Here is a 21,842-nt window from a genome sequence, read left to right on the forward strand (position 1 = left end):
CCCATGGGTAACTTTACGTTTACATTGCGAGTAAAGACGCCTGGGGAGGTTGGCCATGGCCGAGCAGGGACGCGTGCGCTGGAAACGCTTCGCCATCGTCTTCGTTCCCGCGCTCGCGGTCGCGTCGGTGCTAGTGGGCGCCACCGCCGAAGGAGCGATCGGGGCGTCGTTCGTGGTCTCGGGCGACACGTTCAAGGTCGCCGCCGACAGGCTCCAGGGTCAGGGCTTCGTGCAGTACGGCAGCCTGGTCGAGAACAAGCAGGGGCAGAGGATCCCGGTCGCGGTCTCGGGTATCAGGCACGCCACCCTGACGAACATGTGTCAGACCGTCCTGATCAAGTCGCCGGTCGGCGCGGTGACGCTCAAGATCACCGCCGGCACGGGCAAGACCCCGGTGACCGCAGAGAACATGATCGTCGATGCCTCGCAGATCGAGGGCAACGCCGTCTTCACCGGCATCGAGGCGGGCCGCGACGCGAGCACGCTCGACGCGGTGCCCGGCGGCGCGGGCGCGGCGGGCATGTTCGGGCAGCAGGCCACATCGGTGTCGATCAAGGACTTCAGGCAGGTGTCGTGGTCGGTCAACGCGGCGACCTTCAAGCTTCCCGGGCTCAAGCTCACGGTCGAGCCCGGCCGGCACGAGTGCTTCTGATGGCGGGCCGCGACGTGACGGCAGCCGGGCCGGGCGGCCGCTCGTGAGCGGGCGGGCGTCCTGGCGGGGCTCCCGCCCGTTCTGGGGTGGTCTCCTGACGCTCCTCGCCGGTCTCGAACTGCTGAGCATCCCGTTCGCGACCAAAGCCTTGCCCCTGGTCATCCAGTCGGGGACGGTCGGGGGGACGTACCTGATCGGGCTCCTGATGGTCATCGTCGCCCTGTTGCTGTGGCTTCAGCCCGGCCAGCGGGTCTTCCTGGGCGTGGTCGCCGTACTGGTCTCCATCGCGTCGTTCGTCTACGCCAACCTGGGCGGCTTCCTGATCGGCATGCTCCTCGGCCTGGTCGGCGGCGCCCTCGCCGCCGCGTGGACCCCCGTCGGTTCCCCCGGCGACGGTACGGCTCCCGCCGACCCGGGCTCCGGGGCGACGTTCACCGGGCGGCGCGTCGTACGAGCCGGCGAACAGGCGGAGCCGCCGGCGAGGCGACCGGCGGCCGGTGACAGCCCGCGCGTGCTCGTCGCCCGCCTGCGCGACAACGATGAGACGCCTCCCACCGAGCGGACCGGCCGTGGAGACGAGCCCACCGATGACAACCCGGACGGCGAAGGTGATGCCGGCGGCGGCCCGGGAGGCATGGGAGGCCCGAAAGATCCGAAGGGCCCGGGAGTCCCGGGGGGCCCGGGGGGCAAGGTCATGGCGATGGCCGTCCTGCCCGCCGTCCTGCTGGCCGGAGGAGGCACCGCCGGCGACGGGCCCCGGCCGGTCGACCCGCTCGCCCCAGTCGAGGCTGTCGCCACTGCCCTCCCTCCGGCGCTTCCCCCGCTGCTCCCCTCGGCCATTCCATCCATTCCCCGGGTGCTGCCGTCCGTACTGCCCTCGGCGCTCCCCGGTGCGGGCGGCGCCGGTACGCCCGGCCCCTCCCCGTCCGGAGACGCCGCCGTTCCCGAGGGCGCCGCGCTGTCGCCGCGGGCGGTCGCCGTCGAGGCGGCCTCCGTACGGGCGCCGTCCCTCACGATGACCGGCATGAAGTTCCAGGGCGTCGTCGAGATGCCGACCGCGTCGGGCACCGTGAAGATGCTGCGCTTCACCATGGACAGGGCCGTGCTCGACCGGCCTCAGCAGACGATGGGCCGGGCCACGCTCACCGGCATGTCGTTCACCTTCGAGGGCGATGTGGTGATCTGCACCACCAGGATGACCGGCAAGCTGCTCGGTCTGCCGCAGGAGTTCACCGCCGAGCACCCGAACGTCCTCGTGCGGGCGCTCAAGCTCGTGCCGTCGCTCAGCGTCCCGCTGACCATGACCGACATCGTGAGCGAGCAACCGTACGTGTCGGCCGACTCACTGCGCGCCGACGACCTGCGGCTCGTCGTCTCCTGAGCCCGGTTCCATGGCGTCACTCCGGGAGGCCGTCGCGCCGGCCCGCCTGGACGAGCCCCGTCTCGTAGGCGTGGATGACGGCCTGGGTGCGGTCCCGCAGGCCCAGCTTCCCGAGCATCCGGGCGACGTGGGTCTTCACGGTGTGCTCGCTGACCACGAGGGATGAGGCGATCTCCGCGTTCGACAGCCCCCGGGCGATGAGCCGGAGCACCTCCGACTCCCGAGGTGTCAGAGGCGACGGCGAGGGGACGCGGCGATGCCGGGTGAACTCCGCGATCAGCCGCCGCGTCACCCCCGGTGCCAGCAGCGCGTCGCCCCGCGCGACGACCCGTACGGACTCGGCCAGCTCCCCGGCCCTGATGTCCTTGAGCAGGAAGCCGCTCGCCCCCGCGAGGAGCGCGTCGTAGACGTACTCGTCGAGGTCGAACGTCGTGATCATCAGGGCTTTCGTCCCCAGCGCGGTGATGGCCCGCGCGGCCTCGATGCCGTTCATCACCGGCATGCGCACGTCGAGCAGGGCGACGTCGGGCCGCGTCTCCCGGGCGAGCCGCACGGCCTGCGCGCCGTCGGGGGCGGCGCCCACGACGGTCATGTCCGGCTGGGCGGCCAGCACGGCGGTGAACCCCCTGAGCACCACCGGCTGGTCGTCCGCCACGAGCACCTTGATCTCGGTCATTCGGCGATCCCGGTCATTCGGTGGGGAGCCCCGCCCTGATGAGGAAGCCCCCGGCCGGCCCCCGCTCGGCGACGAACCAGCCGCCGAGCGCCGTCGCGCGCTCCCGCATGCCGATCAGCCCGTGCCCCCGGCCCTCGTCCGCGCCCTCCGGCGGTGTGGGGGGAGGCCCCGGGCCGTCGTCGGCGATCCTGAGGGCGAGCAAGGTCGGCCGGTAGGCGATCTCGATCGATACCCGGGCTCCGGGCGCGTGCGTCCTGGCGTTCGTCAGGGCCTCCTGCACGATCCGGTACGCCGAGACGTCCACGGCCTGAGGCAGCTCGTGCTCCTCCCCGACGACGTCCAGATCCACCTCGCCGTCGTGCTGGGCGATCAGCTCGGGCAGCCGCGCCAGCCCCGGCTGTGGCGCGGTCTCGGGCGGCACGTCGGCGCGCAGGACGCCCAGCAGCCGCCGCATCTCGGTGAGCGTGCCGCGCGCCGCGGCCGCGATCTGCGCGAACTCCCGCGCCGCGTCGCCGCTCAGGTCCTTGACCGTGTACGGGGCGGTCTCCGCCTGCACGGCCACCATGGAGATGGAATGGGCCACGATGTCGTGCATCTCCCGGGCGATCCGCGCCCTCTCCGCCATGGCGGCCTGCTCCCGCAGGGTCTCCAGGGTGTCGGTCCGGGCCTGTCTGACCTCCGTACGGCTGCGCCCGGCGTCGGCGAACAGCGTGATGCCCCAGAGCAGGACCGTCACGCCGGCGGCCGCCGCGACCGTCTCGGGAAGCACTCCGGAGCGGGCCCACAGGGCGAACACGACGACGCCGAGGGGGGCGAACGTCAGGACCGCCGCGAACACCCAGGCAGCCGGGCGGTCGAGCTGCCGCTGGATCGTGTGGAAGGAGAGCGCCCCGGACAGCAGCACCGGGACCAGCCAGACGTCCGGCCGGGAGGGGAACATGACGAGGAGGACCGCGCCGGCGAAGGTGAGCCCGACGGTCACCCACGGGTAGGTGCGGCGCAGCACCTGCGGCGCCGTCGCCAGCAGGAGGCCCGGCGCGATGGCGGGGTCCTTCGTGGTCACGGCGGCGCCGAGGAGCGCGGAGGCGGCCAGCGCGAGGCCGATGAGGAGATCCACCGGCGAGCCGAAGGTGCTTCGGAGGTCGAACGAGGCGATGTCCCGCTTCGCCTGGTCGAGTCGTGTCGTCAGGTCCACGCCGGAATTGTCCGCCGTGCCGCCGTCATCTGTCGTCACTCCTGCGAGCGACCTCCGAACGCTGGCGCAGCAGGCGCAGGGCCTTCTCCTTCTCGAAGTCCAGCGCCCGCCGGGGCACCGCGATCCGGCCGATCCGCACGCCCAGGTCCCGTACGGCCTGGGCGACGGCGGGCTCTGACAGCGCTCGCAGGGCGAAGGCCAGCTCGGAGGGGGAGACGTCGAAGCGGCGTTCGATCTCCATGGCCTGGCTGACCGCCGCAAGCTCCTCGGGGCCGAAGCGCCGGTGGGCCCCCTGATCGCGGACGGGCGGCAGCAGGCCAAGGGCCTCCCGGTAGCGCAGCATGCGCGGGGACAGGCCGAGCAGCCGAGCCGCCTCAGTGATGCGCATCGACACCTTTTCCCGCCCTCGAAACCGGTCTTTCCCGCCCACAGTAGGCACTTGAGAGGGTGGACGGAGAGCCTGGACCCTGATTCTTACATTCTTGTGTGAGGTTCCCCGGCTGGCGCATGCGTCGGGCGGACAGTCCCGCCTAAACTCGCATCGACAGGACAACGGAGGGACACACCTATGGACTTCAAGGTCGCCGACCTTTCCCTTGCGGGCTTCGGCCGCAAGGAGATCCGCCTCGCTGAGCACGAGATGCCCGGCCTGATGGCGACCCGTGAGGAGTTCGCCGCCACGCAGCCCCTCCGGGGCGCCAAGATCATGGGCTCGCTGCACATGACGATCCAGACGGCGGTGCTGATCGAGACCCTGGTCGCGCTGGGCGCCGACGTCCGATGGGTGAGCTGCAACATCTTCTCCACCCAGGACCACGCCGCCGCGGCGGTCGTCGTGGGCCCGGACGGGACGGCGGACGACCCCAAGGGTGTGCCGGTGTTCGCCTGGAAGGGCGAGACGCTGGAGGAGTACTGGTGGTGCACCGAGCAGGCCCTGCGCTGGCCTGACGGCTCCGGCCCCAACATGATCCTCGACGACGGCGGCGACGCGACCCTGCTCGTGCACAAGGGCGCCGAGTTCGAGAAGGCCGGCGCCGTGCCGACCGCGGGCGAGGACGACCCCGAGGAGTGGGCGATCATCCTCGACACGCTCCGCCGTACGATCACCGGCGACAACTGGTGGACCACGGTCGCCGAGGGCATCAAGGGCGTCACCGAGGAGACCACGACCGGCGTCCACCGCCTGTACGAGATGCACCGGGACGGCGGGCTCCTGTTCCCGGCCATCAACGTCAACGACTCGGTGACCAAGTCGAAGTTCGACAACAAGTACGGCTGCCGCCACTCGGTCATCGACGGCCTGAACCGCGCGACCGACGTGCTGATCGGCGGCAAGGTCGCCGTCGTCTGCGGCTACGGCGACGTGGGCAAGGGCTGCGCCGACGCGCTGCGCGGCCAGGGCGCCCGGGTCATCGTCACCGAGATCGACCCGATCTGCGCGCTCCAGGCGGCGATGGACGGTTTCCAGGTCACCACCCTGGAGGACGTCGTCGGCACCGCGGACATCTTCATCACGACCACCGGCAACTACGGCATCATCACCGCCGACCACATGTCGCGGATGAAGCACCAGGCGATCGTGGCCAACATCGGCCACTTCGACAACGAGATCGACATGGCGGGCCTCGCCCGCATCCCGGGCATCGAGAAGGACGAGGTCAAGCCGCAGGTCGCCACCTGGACCTTCCCCGACGGCCGTTCGATCATCGTGCTGGCCGAGGGCCGCCTGATGAACCTCGGCTGCGCCACGGGCCACCCGTCGTTCGTGATGTCGAACTCGTTCACCAACCAGGTGATCGCGCAGATCGAGCTGTTCACCAAGACCGAGGACTACCCCGTCGGCGTCTACGTGCTCCCCAAGCACCTGGACGAGAAGGTGGCGCGGCTGCACCTCGACGCGCTCGGCGTCAAGCTCACGACGCTGACCAAGAAGCAGGCCGAGTACATCGGTGTGGACGTCGAGGGCCCGTACAAGCCGGACCACTACCGCTACTGAGCCCGTACACGGGCCCGGTGCCTGATCGCGCGGCCCGGCGACGCCAGGCCGCGCGATCGACGAGGGGAAGGATGCCGGGTGGCCGTCTCTGACATGGTCGACGCCGGAGAGCGGCGGATCGACTGGGCGGCCCGGTCGATGCCCGTCCTCGAGGCCATCGGCGCGGGCTTCGCCGGGGACCGGCCCTTCGCCGGTCTGCGCGTCGCCGCCTGCCTGCACGTGACCGCCGAGACGGCCGTGCTCATGGGCGCGCTCAAGGCGGGCGGCGCCGACATCGCGCTGGCCGCCTCCAACCCGCTTTCCACCCAGGACGACGTCGCGGCGGCGCTGTCGGAGTACGGCATCGCCGTGCACGCCCGCGCCGGGGTGGACAAGGCCACCTACTACCGGCACATCCACCAGGCGCTCGACGTCGGTCCCCACCTGGTGCTCGACGACGGATGCGATCTGGTCAACATCCTCCACACCGAGCGGGTCGAGCTGCTCGACGGCGTCATGGGCGGCTGCGAGGAGACCACCACGGGCATCATCCGGCTGCGCCAGATGGCCTCCGAGGGCGCCCTGCGGTTCCCCATGGTCGCGGTCAACGACACCCGGACGAAGCGGATGTTCGACAACCGCTACGGCACCGGCCAGTCGACCCTCGACGGCATCATGCGGGCCACCAACGTGCTGCTCGCGGGCCGTACGGTGGTCGTCGCCGGCTTCGGCTTCTGCGGCCGGGGCGTGGCCGAGCGCGCCAAGGGCCTCGGTGCCCGCGTGGTGGTCACCGAGATCGACCCGGTCAAGGCGCTCGACGCCCTGCTCCAGGGGTACGAGGTGCGGCCGATGAGCGGGGCGGCGGAGATCGGCGACGTGTTCATCACGGTCACCGGCAACCGCGACGTCATCCGGGCCGAGCACCTGGCGGCCATGAAGGACGGCGCGATCCTCGCCAACGCGGGCCACTTCGACGTCGAGATCGACGTCCGCGCGCTGGAGCAGATGGCGCGTGACGTGCGCTTCGGCGTCCGGCCCAACACCGACGAGTACGTCCTGGAGGACGGCAGGCGGCTGCTCATGCTGGCCGAGGGCCGCCTGGTCAACCTGACCGCGGCCGAGGGCCATCCCGCCGCCGTCATGGACATGTCGTTCTCGGCCCAGGCCCTCGCGGTGGCGTGGCTGGCGCGGGAGTCGGCCGTGCTCCCGCCGGGGGTGTACGACGTCCCGGCGGACATCGACGCCGAGGTCGCCCTGCTCAAGCTGGCCGCGACGGGGATCGCCATCGACGCGCTCACCGCCGACCAGGAGGACTACCTCCACTCCTGGCGGCTCGGCTCCTGACACGCCGCCGCCTGGGGATGTCCTATAAGGAAGCGGGCGGGCGCCGCGGGTGCGGCCTCTCCCTCCGCCCCTGCGACGCCCGCCTCAACCCCACTGCAGGTATGCCCCATGACCTGCAAGAACCAAAGGTGCCCCACGATTCGGGGTCTACACCTATATGGGTGGAACAAATCCTCCAGGAGTGGTCTGCGGGGCGGTGGGCGGAGTGTGCGACGCCGGTGGCCGGGACGGCTCGGCGGGCCGCGGCGGCGGGCTCCACGAGGCCGGCCCGGGGGTGGCGGCCGCGCCCGCGCTCCCAAAGCCGTACGGCACGGCCTGCCCGTACGGCGTGAAGGGACGGGCTCGGGCCAGCCGGATCTCCTCGCGGCGGCGGCGCTCGGCCAGGACGGCGGCGAGGTAGGCGTGCGGCGGCACGCCGGGCGGCGGGGGAGGCGCCACAACGGCGCTGACCTGCCCCGCGACACGCACCCCCATCTCGTCGCGGAGCTGGGGTGACAGCTGGTGCCACCGCGACAGGTACTGCCGGGCGGTGTTCGCGAGCTCGTCCCGGAGCTGTGACAGCTCCAGCGTGGCCGCCCACGAGGCGAGCTGCGGCGGCATCTGCGGCGGCGGGATCTGGCGCGGCCCCCGCTCGCCGATGACGATCGTTCCGGCGAAGACGTCGCCGAGGCGCTTACCCTGCTGGTTGACCAGCGACGTGATCAGCGCCGGGGCGCCGAACAGGAGCCAGAACTCCGCGAACCCGGCGAGCCCACGGAAAAGGGCCTGCCGAAACCTCTCCGGGCCGCCGTCGTCGCCGACGACCCGCAGCCCCAGCGCGAGCTTGCCGAGCGTCCGCCCCCGGCTCACGGTCTCGAAGATCACGGGATATCCGACGATGACGAGCACGGTGAAGAGGATCAGCAAGCCGGTGGACAGGGCGTCGTCCGCCACCAGCGAGGCACGGGTCACCAGCATGTACACGCCGATGAGCACGCCCCACTGGAGGATCAGGTCGATCAGGAGCGCTACGGCGCGGCTGGGAAGCTGGGCCACCCGCACCTCTAGGACGACGGCCTCGCCGGTCACCACTTCGGACACACTGCGCACCCTACTGCGCGGTGGCGGATAGGGTCCGATCCGTGGACATCGATGCGTTCGTCGCCGCGCACACGCCGGTGTGGGACCGGCTCGACGATCTGGTGCGGCGGCATCGCTCGCTGAACGGCCCGGAGATCGACGAGCTCGTCGAGCTGTACCAGCGGACCGCGACGCACCTGTCCGTCGTCCGCTCGGGTCCGGTCGACCCCGTCCTCGCCGGGCGCCTGTCGTCGCTGGTCGCGCGGGCGCGCTCCGCGGTCACGGGGGCGCACACCCCCGCCTGGCGGGAGGTCGTCCGCTTCTTCGCGGTCTCCTTCCCCGTGGTGGCCTACCGCGCCTGGCGATGGTGGCTCGGGGCCGCGTTCGCCTCTCTGGCCGTGGCCTACGTCCTGGCCGTGTGGGTGGCGCGCAATCCCGACGTCCAGGCGGCCCTCGGCACCCCGCAGGAGATCAGGCAGATCGTCGAGCACGACTTCGCCGACTACTACTCCGAGCATCCGGCCGCGTCGTTCGCCGGGCAGGTGTGGATCAACAACGCGTGGGTGGCGATGCAGCTCGTCGGCTCGGCGATCTTCCTCGGCCTGCCGATCCCCTGGATCCTGTGGCAGAACGCCGCGAACCTGGGCCTGATGAGCGGCATCATGCACGCCAACGGCAAGGCCGGCGTGTTTTGGGGGCTGATCCTGCCGCACGGCCTGCTTGAACTGACCGCCATCTTCCTCGCTGCGGCCGTCGGCATGCGGCTCGGCTGGACGGTGATCGACCCGGGGCCGCGGCGGCGCGGGGAGGCGCTCGCCGAGCAGGGCAGGGCCGTGATGAGCGTCGCCCTCGGGCTGATCGCCGTGCTGTTCGTCTCCGGGCTGATCGAGGCCGGGGTCACCCCCTCCGGGCTGCCCACGTGGGCGCGCGTCTCGATCGGCGTGCTGGCCGAGGCGCTCTTCCTGACGTACGTCGTCGTCTTCGGCCGCCGGGCCGCGCGGCGGGGCGAGACGGGGGACATCCGGCACGCCCCCGACCTGGCGCCCACCGCATAACCCCGAGCCGGCCGGTCAGAGCCGGCCGGCCGCCTTGAGGGCGAGGTAGGCGTCGGCGAGCGCGGGGGCGATCTGGTCCGGCAGCGCGTCCACCACCTCGACTCCGTGCCGGCGCAGCAGCGAGGTGATCCTCCGCCGTTCGCCCCGGAGCCGCTCGGCGGCCGCCGCGTCGTAGACGAGCTCCGCCGTGCCCCGGCCGGACGCCATTTCCGCGACCCGGGGGTCGGCGACGGCCGCGACCAGGACGAGGTGGCGTGACGACAGCTGGGGCAGCACCGGCAGCAGGCCCTCCTCTATGGCGGACGCGTTGAGATCGGTGAGCAGCACGACCAGGCAGCGGCGCCTCGCCCTGGCGAGCACCGCGGCGACCATGCCGGGGGCGTCGGCCTCCACCAGCTCCGCCTCGATCGGCGCCATCACGTTGACCAGGGACGACAACAGCTCGGTGCGGGCCGCCCCGGACACCCAGGCGCGTACGGCCCGGTCGTGGGCGAGGAAGTCGACCCGGTCGCCGGCCCGCGCCGCGAGGGCGGCCAGCAGCAGCGCCGCGTCCATCGACCAGTCGAGCCGGGGCCAGCCCGCTCCCGGAGCGGCGCCCGCCGAGGGCAGGGGCGAGGCGCCGACCCGCCCCGCGGACGTGCGCCCGGTGTCGAGCACGATCAGCACCCGGCGGTCGCGCTCGGGCCGCCAGGTGCGGACGACCACGTCGTCGCGCCGGGCCGTGGCCCGCCAGTCGATCGACCGGACGTCGTCGCCCACCACGTACTCGCGCAGCGAATCGAACTCGGTGCCCTGCCCTCGCACGAGCGCGGGGTGCCGGCCGTCGAGCTCCCTCAGCCGGGCCAGCCGGGCCGGAAGGTGCTTGCGGCTGAGGAACGGCGGCAGCACCCGCACCGACCACGGCACCCGGTGCGTCCCCTGGCGTGCGGCGATGCCCAGCGGGCCGAGCGACCTGACGGTCACCGCCACCGACTCCCGGTCGCCTCGCCGGCTGGGGCTCAGCGTCGTGACCAGCCGCCTGCGCTCGCCCGCCGGCACGTCGAGCCGCAGGTGCCGGGGCGCGGCCCCCGCCGAGGGCGGCCAGGCGTCCCGCAGCACTCCGCGGACGCGGCGCGGGCCGGGGTTGTCCACCACGAGCCCGACCGTGACGGACTCCCCGAGCCGGACCAGCCGTTCGCCGTCCCGCTGGAAGCGCAGCCCCCGTACGCCGCCCGCGAACAGCAGGTCGACCACGACCAGCGCCGCGAGCAGCAGCGCGACGCCGGCGACGGCGGGCCCCGGGCGGGGGGCGAGGAGCACCGCGACCGCGCCGAGGGCGGCGAGCAGCCCCGCGCGTCCGGTCAGCGCCACCGGGCCGCACTCCCGTGACGTACGTCCGCCGTGCCGGCCTTCATCGTGTCGGTCTCCACTCCTCGCAGGTCCATCGGGAACGGGTCGTCAAAGACGGGTCATCGGGAACGGGTCATCGGGGCACGGGGACGGAGGCCAGCAGGCCGTCCAGGACGCCGTCGGCGGTGACGCCCTCCAGCTCCGCCTCCGGCCTCAGCTGCACGCGGTGGCGCAGGGCGGGCCGGGCGAGGGCCTTCACGTCGTCAGGGGTGACGTATCCGCGGCCGGACAGCCACCCCCAGGCCCGCGCGGCGGCCAGCAGCGCCGTGGCCCCTCGCGGCGAGACGCCCAGCTGGAGCGAGGGGGACTGCCGGGTCGCCCTGGCCAGGTCGACGACGTATCCCAGCACCTCGTGGCCCACGTGCACCCGCGCCACGGCGCTCCGGCCCGCCGCCAGGTCCGCCGCCGACGCCACCGGCTTGATCTCCGACAGGTCGCGCGGGTCGAAGCCGAGCGCGTGCCGTTCCAGCACCGCGATCTCCTGATCGCGCGGCGGCAGCGGCACGGTCAGCTTGAGCAGGAACCGGTCGAGCTGCGCCTCGGGGAGCTGGTAGGTGCCCTCGTACTCCACGGGGTTCTGGGTGGCCGCGACGATGAACGGGTCGGGCAGCGGCCGGGCGGTGCCCTCCACGCTGACCTGCCGCTCCTCCATGGCCTCCAGGAGCGCCGCCTGCGTCTTCGGCGGCGTGCGGTTGATCTCGTCGGCCAGCAGCAGGTTGGTGAAGACCGGCCCCTCGCGGAACTCGAACTCGGCCGTGCGCGCGTCGTAGACCAGCGAGCCGGTCACGTCGCCCGGCATCAGGTCGGGGGTGAACTGCACCCGCTTGAAGTCCAGTGACAGCGTGGCGGCGAGCGTGCGCACCATCAGCGTCTTGGCGACCCCGGGCACGCCTTCCAGCAGCACGTGGCCCCGGCACAGCAGGGCGATGACCAGGCCGGTGACGACGGCGTCCTGCCCCACCACGGCCTTGGCCACCTCGGCCCGCAGCGCGGCGAGCGCCTGCCGCGCGGCGTCCTCGCCCGGCATCGCCGCGCCGGATCCAGGAGATCCAGGTGTGGTCACGAGTCTCGTACCTGCCTTTCCAGTGAATCGAGGTAGTCGGCGAGGGCCACCAGCCCGGCGTCGCCGGAGGGCGCCGGGCCGTACAGTGCCGAGCGCACGTGCTCCATCTCCTGCCCGGTCCGTACGGCGACCGCCGCGACGATCTCGTCGGGCGAAGCCGTGCGGGGCAGCCCCAGGCGCGGAGTGAGGCGGTCGGCGGCGGCGGCCCGCAGCGCCCATGAGGCCAGGTCCCGGGCCCGCCTGGACCGGTAGAGGCGGCCGCGCCCCTCCACGGTCTCCGCTGCCCGTACGACGACAGGGAGACGCTCGGCCACGACGGGGCCGAGCCGGCGCCCCCGCCACAGGGCGAGGACGGCCACCGCGACGGCGAGCTGGAAGACCGCCCAGGGGACCCCGGACGGGATGAGGTCGCCGAAGCTGGAGCCGCCGTGACCGCCGGCGTCGATGTCGGACAGGGCGGGCGGGACGATCCAGACCAGTGTCCGCTTCGCGCCGGCGAGGTTGACCGCCAGGGCGGCGTCGCCGTCCTCGGCCAGCCGGCGGTTCGTCAGGAACGCGGCGTCGCCGACCACGGTGACCGTACGCGCGCCGTCGGCGTAGCGGACCAGCGTGGGGAGGCCGTCAGCCTGGTAGCAGCCCGTCGAGCCGGGCGGCGCCGTGAACGACACCCCGCCCATGCGTGCGCTGCCCGCGTGTACGGCCTCCCGCAGGCCGCAGCCCGGCTCGCGCGACCGGACACGCGTCCCCTGCCTCTTGACGGTGACCTTGGCAGCCAGCACGTCCAGATACGAGGTTCCCAGGATCAGCCGGTCGGCCCCGGAGGCGGCGAGCCGTGTGGCCTCGTCGCGGCTCAGCATGCTCGCGTCGGTCACGAGGAGCTGGCTGCCGGCGTCCGCCACGGCCAGGGCGTCGTCGGCGTCGTCCACGCGGGCGACCTTGACTCCGTGAGCGTCCAGCAGCCGGGCGAGGGCCAGCGCGCCGTCGAGGGAGGCGTCGGCCGGGTCCGCGAAGCGGCCCTCCGTCCGCGGAGCCATCAGCGCCGGCACCAACGCGGCGGCCAGCACGAGCAGCCCGACCACCAGGATTCCGCGCAGCCGCCGCCAGAGCCCCGGCGCGCGGGGCGGAGCGGGGGCCTGGCGCCCGGCCGCCTGGAGGCTCATGCCGGGGACTCCAGCGTGACCCTGGCCTGCCGCAGCCGCTCGTCGAGCGCCGTCAGCGACAGATAGTGGTCGCGCGTCCCCGGCGTCTCGCCGTACGTGACGTCGTCGAAGACGCGTGCCGCCGTACGGAGCTCGGCCGCGTGGGAGGGCAGGGGCCGTCCGGCCGCCTCGGCCAGCTCCGTCGCCGTACGACCGGGCAGCGGGCTGACGATCGCACGCTCCTCCAGGTCGCGGGCGATCGCGCGCAGCCGCTCCTGGACGGCGGCGGTCCAGTTGCCCTCGGCGGCGAGGCGCTCGGCGGCCGCCCGGTGCTCCGCCGCGGTGCGCTCACCCTGCCCGAAGACCGCTCCCGTGGCGGCATGCCCTCGCGACATGCGGCGCAGCGCCCACACCAGCAGGGCGGCCAGCACGACGAGGATCACCGCGATTCCGGCGAGCGAGGCCGCGCCGCTCACCGAATCGGCCCCCGCGTCGAGGAGGTCGCCCAGCCACTGCGTGAACCCGTTCCACAGCCTGTCCACCAGGGACTCGTGCTGGTAGCCCGCCCTGCTCAGCTCACGCGCCGCCTCGCGCTGGGCCTCGTCACGGCCGAGGTCGACCGGCGGCTCGGCCAGGAAGGCGGCGAAGACACCGGCCAGGCCTCCGGTCGCGGCCGCCGTCACGGCTGGGGCCCGTACGGAGGCGACCCGGGCCCGTTCTGCGACCCGCTCTGGGGCCCGCTCTGGGGCCCGCTCTGGGGGCCGTACGGAGGTGTCCCGTACGGGGATCCGTACTGCGTCCCGTACGGCGATCCGTGTGGCGTCCCCTGCGGAGGGCCGTATTGGGGCCCGTATTGGGGCCCGTATTGGGGCCCGTATTGAGGCCCGTTCCGGGGGCCGTTCTGCGGCCAGGTGCCCTGGCCGGGGGCCTCGGGGGAGGGAAGCCACAGGTCGTCGACGCTGGCGTGAACCCATCCCTGCGTGTGGTTGCGCGCGGCCGCCGTCTGGAGCACGAGGTCGAACGCCTCGGCCCGCATCCGCCGGTCGGCGTACAGCAGGCCGTTGACCCCGGCCTGCAAGGGGTAGGTGATCATCGCGCTCAGCACGCTGCCCACGGACAGCAGGATCGTCGCGCCCACGACGGCGCCGGGCTCGCCCCTCCCCGACGCCCCGATGAACGAGCCGACGAACGAGAACGGCACCGACAGCACGCCGCCCACGATCGCCGCGATCAACTGGGTCAGCGTCAGGATGCCGAACACCCGCCAGCTGTCGCCCCTCACGAGGCGCCACGAGCGCCGCATCGACTCCGTCACGCCACGGCGCTCCAGCACGATCGAGGGCGCGGCCAGAGCGAGCTTCGTCTGGAAGAACGCTGCGTATGGGATGTACAGCAGCAGGTAAAGCGTGGTCAGGACGATGAATCCGTACATGCCATCACCGACGCCCCCGTCGTCCAGAGCCCCGGAGAGCTCCAGACCGATGAAGACGGCCACGGCCAGGAGCGCCGGCAGGAGGAGGACGAGCCCCTGGAGCAGCACGAGCCCGAACAGCGCCGGGACCCGCGAGCGAGCCAGAGCCCAGGCCTCGCCGACCGTGATGCGCCCGCCGAAGACCGCCCGGCCGAGCACCCGGGTGAGCACGCCGGTGAGGATCGTGGTCGCGACGAACGTCATGACGAGGGAGATGAGCGTCCCCACGAACGGCCCGGCCAGGCTGCCGATGGGTGAGCCGGCCGCGGCCGAGGGGTCGTCGAGCGCGGCCCCGATCGAGCCGGAAGCAAGCGCCTGGGCGATCGCCACCGGGATCGTGGTGATCGCGGCGAGAATGGCGGACAGGCCGAGCGTCGCCCTGGGGTTGGAGCGGATCAGCTTGATCGTGCCGTCGAGGATGTCGCCGAGGTTCAGAGGGCGCAGCGGGATGATGCCCGGACGGGGCGCCTCCGGCGGCGGCCGGTAGCCCCCCGGCGGGTAGGGCGCGTACCCCGGAGCGGCCGGGTACCCCTGCTGACCGGGGTGCGTCGCCGGCATCGGGCCGAAGTTCCCCGGCGCGCCGGAGGGGCCGCCGTACCCCTGCGGCCCCTGGCCGGGCGGGATCGCCGGGCCGGGGCCCTGCCCGGGAGTGCCCTGTCCTCCCGGGGAGGCCCACGAGCCTGAGTCGCCGCCGTACGGCGGGGGCTGCTGGGCGGCCCAGCCTGAAGGCACGTCGGGGGAGGATCCGGGGCCGTCTGTCATGTCCCAATCCTGGCATGATGTACGGCCCGGCGGCGCGAAGCGCCCGGGACCGGGGACCATGGGCACGTGCCGCCGCTCGCCCACGGCCTCCGCAGCAGGGGCGACCGGGGATGAGGGTGCGCCGCGAGCGTCGCAGGGGATGGCCGAAACGGCGGGTGCGGGCGCACACTTGGAACGTGGCCTCACCAAGGGATTCCCGGCGGTGTGACCGCATCTGGCCAGATAATCGCGCGTTCGCCGACGTGCGCCTAAACTCCATCCACTGTCCTGGTCGTGTAACACCAAAGGGACGGCCCCCGGTAGCCTTCGGGGGAACCCGCGCCAAACGCCTGAATAATCCCCTCCCTGCGTAGAACGAATGAGGAGCCATGAAAGGACGCGTGCTGGTCGTCGACGACGACGCCGCTCTCGCCGAGATGCTCGGCATCGTCTTGCGCGGTGAGGGCTTCGAGCCGTCGTTCGTGTCCGATGGCGACAAGGCGCTCGACGCCTTCCGGGACACCCGCCCCGACCTCGTCCTGCTCGACCTGATGCTCCCCGGCGCCGACGGGATCGACGTGTGCCGCCGCATCCGCGCTGAGTCCGGCGTCCCGATCGTCATGCTCACGGCCAAGAGCGACACGATCGACGTGGTCCTCGGCCTGGAGTCGGGCGCGGACGACTACATCGTCAAGCCGTTCAAGCCGAAGGAGCTCGTCGCCCGCGTCCGGGCGCGGCTGCGCCGCACCGACGAGCCCACTCCCGAGATCCTGCAGATCGGCGACATCACGATCGACGTGGCCGGCCACTCGGTGAAGCGCGGCGAGGAGACGATCAACCTCACGCCGCTGGAGTTCGACCTGCTGGTCGCGCTCGCCCGCAAGCCGCGCCAGGTGTTCACCCGCGAGGTGCTGCTGGAGCAGGTCTGGGGCTACCGGCACGCCGCCGACACCCGCCTGGTCAACGTGCACGTGCAGCGGCTCCGGGCGAAGATCGAGAAGGACCCGGAGCACCCGGAGATCGTGGTGACGGTCCGCGGGGTGGGGTACAAGGCCGGGCCCGCGTAGACCCCCATGCCGGCCCCCGCCAGGAAGCCCCGCCGCACCCCGGGCCAGATAGCCCGGGGCGTCCGCAGGCGCGCGCGCCGCGCCGCGGGGCGGCTGCGGAGGGTCTGGCGGCGCTCCCTTCAGCTCCGCGTCGTCACCAGCACGCTGGTCCTGTCGGTGACCGTGGTGGCCGTGCTGGGGGTCTTCCTCATGCAGTCGATCCAGACCTCGGTGCTGGACGCCAGCCGGCAGTCCGCCATCGAGGAGTCGCGGGCCAACATCGCGACGGCGAGCGGCTACCTGACCCCTCCGCCGGTCGAGGTCACCGACGGCACGCAGGACGGCGCGCCGGCCGCGCAGAACAGCAATCCCGTCTCGGAGGCCGCGCAGGCCCTGGCGACGCGCTCCGGCGGACGTTACGACGTGGTCATCCTCAACGAGGGCAGCATCGGTGAGGGACGCGCGACCGGCACGATCGACCCCTCCAGCATTCCCGCCGCCATGCGCGCCAAGGTCCTGAGCAGCGATGAGCGCGAGCTCGTCCGGCAGTACGTGACGCTCCAGTACCTGGGCAACAGGCCTCCGGAGATCGGCATCGCGGTGGGCGCCCGCGTCAACGGAAGCTACGAGATCTACCATCTGTTCCCCCTCGGCACCGAGGAGGCGACGCTCTTCGTGGTCCAGCGGATGCTGATCGGCGCCGGGGCCGCGCTGGTGCTGCTGCTCGCCGGCGTCGCGTCGATCGTCACCCGGCTGGTGGTCACCCCCGTACGGCTGGCGAGGCAGGCGGCCGAGCGCCTCGCGGCCGGACGGCTGGAGGAGCGGCTCAGGGTCCGGGGCGAGGACGACCTCGCCCGGCTGGCCACGTCCTTCAACGAGATGGCGTCCAACCTGGCCGTGAAGATCCATCAGCTTGAGGAGCTGTCGCAGGTCCAGCGGCAGTTCGTCTCCGACGTCTCCCACGAGCTGCGCACCCCCCTGACGACCGTCCGCATGGCCGCCGACCTGCTGTACGAGGGCCGCGACGGGTTCGACCCGGCCTCGGCCAGGTCGGCCGAGCTGATGCAGAACCAGCTGGAGCGGTTCGAGTCGATGCTCGCCGATCTGCTGGAGATCAGCCGGTACGACGCGGGCGCCGCCACCCTCGACCTCGAGCCGGTCGACATGCGTGACGTCGTCCTGCGCGCGGTCGGCGACTCCGAGGCCCTGGCCGAGCGGCAGGCCACCCGGTTCGAGCTGCGGCTGCCGAGCGAGCCGTGCATGGCCGAGGTGGACAGCCGCCGGATCGAGCGCATCCTGCGCAACGTGCTGTTCAACGCCATCGAGCACGGCGAGGGCAGGGACGTCGTGGTCACGCTCGGCGCCGACCGCGACGCCGTCGCGGTCGCCGTACGCGATCACGGGGTGGGGCTCAAAGCGGGGGAGGAGAACATGGTCTTCGACCGGTTCTGGCGGGGCGACCCGTCCCGCGCGCGGACCATCGGCGGCACCGGGCTGGGGCTGGCCATCTCCCGTGAGGACGCCATGCTGCACGGCGGCTGGCTCCAGGCGTGGGGATCGCCGGGAGAGGGCAGCCAGTTCCGCCTCTCGCTGCCCCGGGTGGCCGGCGCCTCCCTTCGCGGCTCACCGCTGCCGCTGGTGCCGCCGGAGGTCGAGATGCGGCGCACCTGGCGCGGGCACGGCACGCCGGTCCTCATGCCGGCCGTCGGGCTCACCCAGGCCGTCGGCGCGATCTCCGAGCCGGGCCAGCGCATGAGGGAGAACGTTGACGCGGGCGGCTTCGATGCGGACTGACCCGCGTCCCGAGCCCGTGACGCCGCTCCGGCCGCCGCCGCCGAGCGGCCCGCGGGCAGGGCGCGTACGGCCGCGCCGGTCGCGCCGGTACGCCGCGGCCGCCATGGCGCTGGCTCTGCTGTCGGGCGGGGCGGGATGCACCATGGTGCCGACCAGCGGCGGCCCCCGCCTCGCCGAGGAGGACAGCGGCGGGGACACGCTCAGCCAGCCGTACGTCCGGATGATCGCCTCGCCGCCGAAGAAGGACGCCCTTCCCGAGGACGTGGTCAAGGGCTTCCAGTCGGCGATGGCCAGCTTCGACGACTCCAGCCTGGCCGTCGCGCGCAAATACCTCACTCCCGCCTCCGCCACGAGGTGGAACCCCTGGCGGCAGACCAAGGTGTACGACGAGGGAAAGATCGCCAGCCTGACCGGCATGGACGCGCTGAAGGACGCGCCGCAGGCCACGGTCACGCTCAAGGGCACGGCCGTCGCCACCATCGACTCCGAGGGCAGGTACACCCCCGCGACGGGCACGACCGAGGAGCTGTTCACGCTCGTCAGGGTCCAGAACCAGTGGCGGATCGACTCGCCGCCCGACGCCCGGCTGCTGTCGGCCGACGACCTCGACCGGGCCTACCGGCCGATCGATCTGTGCTACCCGCCGGCCACTCTCGCCGCCGGTCTCGTGGTCGACAGGGTGTGGGTGCCGATCGAGCCCAGCAGGGGTGTGGCGGAGAGCCGGATCCGCCGGCTCCTCGCGGGACCGACCACGGCGATCAGGGAGGCGGTCACGAGCGCCTTCCCCGCCGGCACCGACCTCAACCAGATCACCGTCGAGGGCGACACGGTCGTGGTCGACTTCACCCCCGCCGTGGAGTCGGTGTCCGCCGACCGTCTGGAGGAGATGAAGGCGCAGCTCGCCTGGACGCTCGGGGATCTCGTCACCGGCAGGACCGTCGAGATCCGGGTGAACGGGGAGCGGTTCGGGGAGTCGGGGCTGCGGTTCAAGCCGGCCGACTACTCCACGTACGACCCGGACGTCCTGACCGGCTCGGCGCAGGGCTACTACATGCAGGGCGGCAAGCTCTTCCGGGCCAAGGACAAGGGCGGCGACCTGGTCGCGGGCCCGGCCGGCGAGCAGACCACCCCGTTCACGGCCCCCGCGGTGTCGGGGGAGTCCCAGCCCCGGGTGGCGGCGCTCGTGAACGGCAACGGCGTCTACGTGGCCGACATGATCCAGGGCCACCAGTGGCAGCGCTGGATCGCCGGCAAGAAGATGACGCCGCCGTCCTGGGACCGCTACAGGGCCGTGTGGTCCGCCGAGACGGCACGTTCGGGGGACACCCGCGTGTGGCGGGCCGTGGAGGGCCGTGCCACCCGGGTCCAGATCCCCAAGGAGCTGCAGCAGGCCGACATCACCGCGCTGCGCGTCTCCCGGGACGGCGCCCGCGTCGCGGCCGTCGTGGACGACGGCAAGGGGACCTCGGTCGTGATCGGGACCATCGTCAGGAGCGGGGAGCAGGTGACCATCGACGACCTGCGGACCCTGGTGGGGCCGCGCGACGAGCAGAAGATCGACGGCATCGCCTGGCAGAACGCCGCGGAGCTGCTCGTGCTCTCCGAGGGCAAGGGCGGCCAGAAGCTCGTCACCTGGTCGATCATGGAGGGGATGGTGGTCACCCGTCCGGAGGCCGCCATCACGCTCGACGCGCAGGCCAAGATCAGCTCCATCGCCGCCGCCCCCGACCACGTGCTGGCGGGCGCCGACGGCGGTGAGGTGCTCACGTACATCATGGAGAAGCGGGACTGGACCACCATCGCCAAGGACGGCGCGGTCCAGCCCGCCTACCCCCTCGGCTGACCGGGCCGCCTGTCCGGCCCCCGGATTGTCGGTGCCGGCAGGCATGGTGGCGGTGTGCTGGCGGCGCTGCTCGACATCCTCCTCCCGCCCCGCTGCGCCGGTTGCGGCGAGCCGGGCTCCCAGGCCTGCCCCCGCTGTACGGCGGAGCTGCTGCGGGACCCCGCTCCCCGGCGGCCCGATCCGCCGCCGCCGGGGCTGCCGGAGTGCTGGTCGGCGACGACCTACGACGGCGCCGCCCGCCGCATGATCCTCGCCTGCAAGGAGCGGGGACGCACGGCCCTCGTGCCGGTGCTGGGAGCCTGCCTCGCAGAGGCGGCGGTCTCCGCGCTCGGCCCGGGGGAGGGGCCGGTGCTGCTGGTCCCCGTCCCGAGCGCGCGGCCGGCCACACGGCGGCGGGGCCATGATCCGATCCGTGCCATGGCGGCCGCCGCCGCTCGCGAGCTGTGCGGCCGGGGGCGCCCCGCGGTGCTCGCACCCGCGCTGCGGCAGGCCCGGCGCGTGGCCGACCAGGTGGGGCTGAGCTCGGCGCAGCGCGCCGCGAATCTGGCGGGCGCGTTGGAGGCCGTTCCAGGCGCCGCGGCCCTGCTACGGCCACCTCACGCCGCCGTGACACCCGTTCCCGCGCGCTCGCCTCGCCCTGAGGCGGGCGTGCCGGAGAAGGTCGCCGTCGTCCTGGTCGACGACATCGTCACCACCGGCACGACCCTGGCCGAGGCGGCCCGGGTGATCCGCGCCGCGGGCGCGGAGGCGACGCTGGCGGTGACGGTCGCCGCGACACGCAGGAGGAGCGCGACACGCCGACGGTCTCAATAAATGATCATTACCCAGCGTAAAGATGGGGATAAATCGCTCACACTCTCCCACATGCCCTCGTGACCCCCTGCGAGGAAGTCTTTCCTGGTGGGGGCCGTGTTCCGGGTCCTGCTTCGGGGGTGCCGCGAAGATGACCGCGAATTTTGCCCCGGTCCATCCCTACCCACATCACGCAAAGTGATCGTTTGGTCGATCTCCTGGCTGACATTCGAGCCGGTAGGGACTAGCGTTCAGACATGGCACCCGTTCGGGTCCGTGGTTGCGCCGGACCGACCCCGACTCGGGGTCAGGCCTGGCTAGCCGATGCCAGCCGCAGGCGAAACGGCCCACGTAAGGCGACTCTTGGTCGACCGATCACGGTGCGGCTTAGAGGTAAGTCCTGCCCTCCCGGGGGTCCAGATGTCCCCCGCCAGAGGAGAAGGGCAGTAGTGGCGAGTGAGCTGCGAACCCCTCAGCAGGCGGATGTGGGGACGAAGACCAGGTCGGCCGGACGGGTGCTTTTCGAGCGTCGTATACCACAGTCGATGTGAGTAGGGGGGCTTTGCGTGGAGATCATCGTCAAGGGACGGCACACCGGAGTTAGTGACCGGTTCCGCGATCATGTGACTACCAAGCTGGCCAGGATCCAACGACTGAACAACCGGCTCATCCGGGTGGACGTGGAGGTCTCCAAGGAGCCCAACCACCGGCTGAGCGGTCAACGTGAACGGGTGGAGCTGACCATCCACTCCCGCGGTCCTGCGATACGCGCGGAGGCCTCGGCCGACGACAGGTTCTCGGCGATGGACATCGCCCTCGGCAAGCTGGAGGAGCGCCTGCGGCGGCTGAACGACCGCCGCAAGATCCATCACGGGAAGAGCTGCCCTCCCTCCGTCGCCGAGCTGACGGCCGTGACGGAGGAGGCCGAGCCGATCGTCCCGCTCGCCGAGCCGGAGCCGGTGGCCGACTTCGAGGTCGACGCCGCGGAGGACCAGGCCGAGTACTCCACGCCCATCGTCCCCATCGAGATGGACGGGGACGGGCCGCTGGTGGTCCGCGAGAAGTTCCACAACGCCGATCCCATGACGATCGACCAGGCGCTCCTTGAGATGGAGCTCGTGGGCCACGACTTCTACCTCTTCCGTGACAAGGAGGGGGGCCAGCCCAGCGTCGTCTATCGGCGCCGGGGCTACGACTACGGCGTGTTGAGGCTCGTGGAGGGCTGAT

The 21,842-nt window shown here is 72.5% G+C and carries 19 protein-coding genes; 10 read left to right on the plus strand and 9 right to left on the minus strand.

Going from position 1 to position 21,842, the window contains the following annotated elements:
* The first annotated feature begins 55 nt into the window (after positions 1 to 55).
* Both AB0B72_RS01240 and AB0B72_RS01245 read left to right on the plus strand, forming a co-directional pair.
* Positions 56 to 652 (plus strand): DUF6230 family protein, encoded by a 597-nt coding sequence (locus AB0B72_RS01240; protein WP_367736245.1) that lies wholly within the window; start codon positions 56 to 58, stop codon positions 650 to 652.
* A 43-nt stretch (positions 653 to 695) separates the two neighbouring features.
* Entirely contained in the window at positions 696 to 2,033 is a 1,338-nt protein-coding gene (locus AB0B72_RS01245; RefSeq protein WP_367736246.1) for a DUF6114 domain-containing protein, read from the plus strand.
* Positions 2,034 to 2,049: 16 nt separating this feature from the next.
* Here the strand turns inward: AB0B72_RS01245 and AB0B72_RS01250 are convergent, their stop codons facing one another.
* Genes AB0B72_RS01250 through AB0B72_RS01260 form a run of 3 tightly spaced genes read right to left on the minus strand, consistent with a single transcriptional unit; the run spans position 2,050 to position 4,292 of the window.
* Complete coding sequence (locus AB0B72_RS01250) at positions 2,050 to 2,709, minus strand: response regulator (RefSeq protein WP_367736247.1); 660 nt, start codon at positions 2,707 to 2,709, stop codon at positions 2,050 to 2,052.
* A 13-nt stretch (positions 2,710 to 2,722) separates the two neighbouring features.
* Positions 2,723 to 3,943, minus strand: coding sequence for a histidine kinase (locus AB0B72_RS01255; RefSeq protein ID WP_367736248.1), 1,221 nt, complete (start codon positions 3,941 to 3,943; stop codon positions 2,723 to 2,725).
* Positions 3,930 to 4,292 (minus strand): MerR family DNA-binding transcriptional regulator, encoded by a 363-nt coding sequence (locus tag AB0B72_RS01260; protein ID WP_367736249.1) that lies wholly within the window; start codon positions 4,290 to 4,292, stop codon positions 3,930 to 3,932. Before AB0B72_RS01260 ends, AB0B72_RS01255 begins: the two co-directional genes overlap by 14 nt.
* Before the next feature lie 180 nt (positions 4,293 to 4,472).
* Between AB0B72_RS01260 and ahcY the strand changes: the two genes are divergently transcribed.
* Positions 4,473 to 5,900 carry an adenosylhomocysteinase gene (gene ahcY / locus AB0B72_RS01265; RefSeq protein ID WP_367736250.1) on the plus strand — a complete coding sequence of 476 codons (1,428 nt, stop codon included), beginning with the start codon at positions 4,473 to 4,475 and terminating at the stop codon, positions 5,898 to 5,900.
* A 93-nt stretch (positions 5,901 to 5,993) separates the two neighbouring features.
* Positions 5,994 to 7,223, plus strand: coding sequence for an adenosylhomocysteinase (locus tag AB0B72_RS01270; protein WP_367736474.1), 1,230 nt, complete (start codon positions 5,994 to 5,996; stop codon positions 7,221 to 7,223).
* Between the two features lie 153 nt (positions 7,224 to 7,376).
* On the opposite strand, the gene AB0B72_RS01275 is transcribed toward AB0B72_RS01270, so the two are convergent.
* Entirely contained in the window at positions 7,377 to 8,303 is a 927-nt protein-coding gene (locus AB0B72_RS01275) for an RDD family protein (RefSeq protein ID WP_367736251.1), read from the minus strand.
* A gap of 41 nt (positions 8,304 to 8,344) precedes the next feature.
* On the opposite strand from AB0B72_RS01275, the gene AB0B72_RS01280 reads away from it, so the two are divergent.
* A complete protein-coding gene (locus AB0B72_RS01280; protein WP_367736252.1) occupies positions 8,345 to 9,337 on the plus strand; it encodes a stage II sporulation protein M in 993 nt (330 codons plus the stop codon).
* Between the two features lie 15 nt (positions 9,338 to 9,352).
* Here AB0B72_RS01280 and AB0B72_RS01285 read toward each other — a convergent pair whose 3' ends face one another.
* The 5 genes from AB0B72_RS01285 to AB0B72_RS01305 all read right to left on the minus strand — a co-directional run bounded on the left by AB0B72_RS01285 (position 9,353) and on the right by AB0B72_RS01305 (position 15,161).
* Complete coding sequence (locus tag AB0B72_RS01285) at positions 9,353 to 10,687, minus strand: DUF58 domain-containing protein (protein ID WP_367736253.1); 1,335 nt, start codon at positions 10,685 to 10,687, stop codon at positions 9,353 to 9,355.
* Between the two features lie 112 nt (positions 10,688 to 10,799).
* A complete protein-coding gene (locus AB0B72_RS01290; RefSeq protein ID WP_367736475.1) occupies positions 10,800 to 11,753 on the minus strand; it encodes an AAA family ATPase in 954 nt (317 codons plus the stop codon).
* 32 nt (positions 11,754 to 11,785) lie between these two features.
* Complete coding sequence (locus AB0B72_RS01295; RefSeq protein WP_367736254.1) at positions 11,786 to 12,949, minus strand: DUF4350 domain-containing protein; 1,164 nt, start codon at positions 12,947 to 12,949, stop codon at positions 11,786 to 11,788.
* A complete protein-coding gene (locus AB0B72_RS01300; RefSeq protein ID WP_367736255.1) occupies positions 12,946 to 13,611 on the minus strand; it encodes a DUF4129 domain-containing protein in 666 nt (221 codons plus the stop codon). Before AB0B72_RS01300 ends, AB0B72_RS01295 begins: the two co-directional genes overlap by 4 nt.
* Entirely contained in the window at positions 13,608 to 15,161 is a 1,554-nt protein-coding gene (locus AB0B72_RS01305; protein WP_367736256.1) for a glycerophosphoryl diester phosphodiesterase membrane domain-containing protein, read from the minus strand. Before AB0B72_RS01305 ends, AB0B72_RS01300 begins: the two co-directional genes overlap by 4 nt.
* 368 nt (positions 15,162 to 15,529) lie before the next feature.
* Between AB0B72_RS01305 and mtrA the strand changes: the two genes are divergently transcribed.
* The 5 genes from mtrA to raiA all read left to right on the plus strand — a co-directional run bounded on the left by mtrA (position 15,530) and on the right by raiA (position 21,841).
* Positions 15,530 to 16,207 (plus strand): MtrAB system response regulator MtrA, encoded by a 678-nt coding sequence (gene mtrA / locus AB0B72_RS01310; RefSeq protein ID WP_030509347.1) that lies wholly within the window; start codon positions 15,530 to 15,532, stop codon positions 16,205 to 16,207.
* Between the two features lie 6 nt (positions 16,208 to 16,213).
* Positions 16,214 to 17,980 (plus strand): MtrAB system histidine kinase MtrB, encoded by a 1,767-nt coding sequence (gene mtrB, locus AB0B72_RS01315; RefSeq protein ID WP_367736257.1) that lies wholly within the window; start codon positions 16,214 to 16,216, stop codon positions 17,978 to 17,980.
* The gene (locus tag AB0B72_RS01320; RefSeq protein ID WP_367736258.1) at positions 17,970 to 19,823 is read left to right on the plus strand and encodes an LpqB family beta-propeller domain-containing protein; all 1,854 of its coding nucleotides are present in this window, start codon (positions 17,970 to 17,972) and stop codon (positions 19,821 to 19,823) included. The genes mtrB and AB0B72_RS01320 overlap by 11 nt, the downstream gene beginning before the upstream one ends.
* Positions 19,824 to 19,877: 54 nt before the next feature.
* Positions 19,878 to 20,636, plus strand: coding sequence for a ComF family protein (locus tag AB0B72_RS01325; RefSeq protein WP_367736259.1), 759 nt, complete (start codon positions 19,878 to 19,880; stop codon positions 20,634 to 20,636).
* 545 nt (positions 20,637 to 21,181) lie between these two features.
* On the plus strand, positions 21,182 to 21,841 hold the full coding sequence (gene raiA, locus AB0B72_RS01330; RefSeq protein WP_367736260.1) for a ribosome-associated translation inhibitor RaiA: 660 nt from the start codon (positions 21,182 to 21,184) through the stop codon (positions 21,839 to 21,841).
* The last annotated feature ends 1 nt before the right edge of the window (position 21,842 follow it).

The sequence above is a fragment of the Microbispora sp. NPDC049125 genome (assembly GCF_040802045.1).
In the GTDB taxonomy this organism is placed as follows: Bacteria; Actinomycetota; Actinomycetes; order Streptosporangiales; family Streptosporangiaceae; genus Microbispora.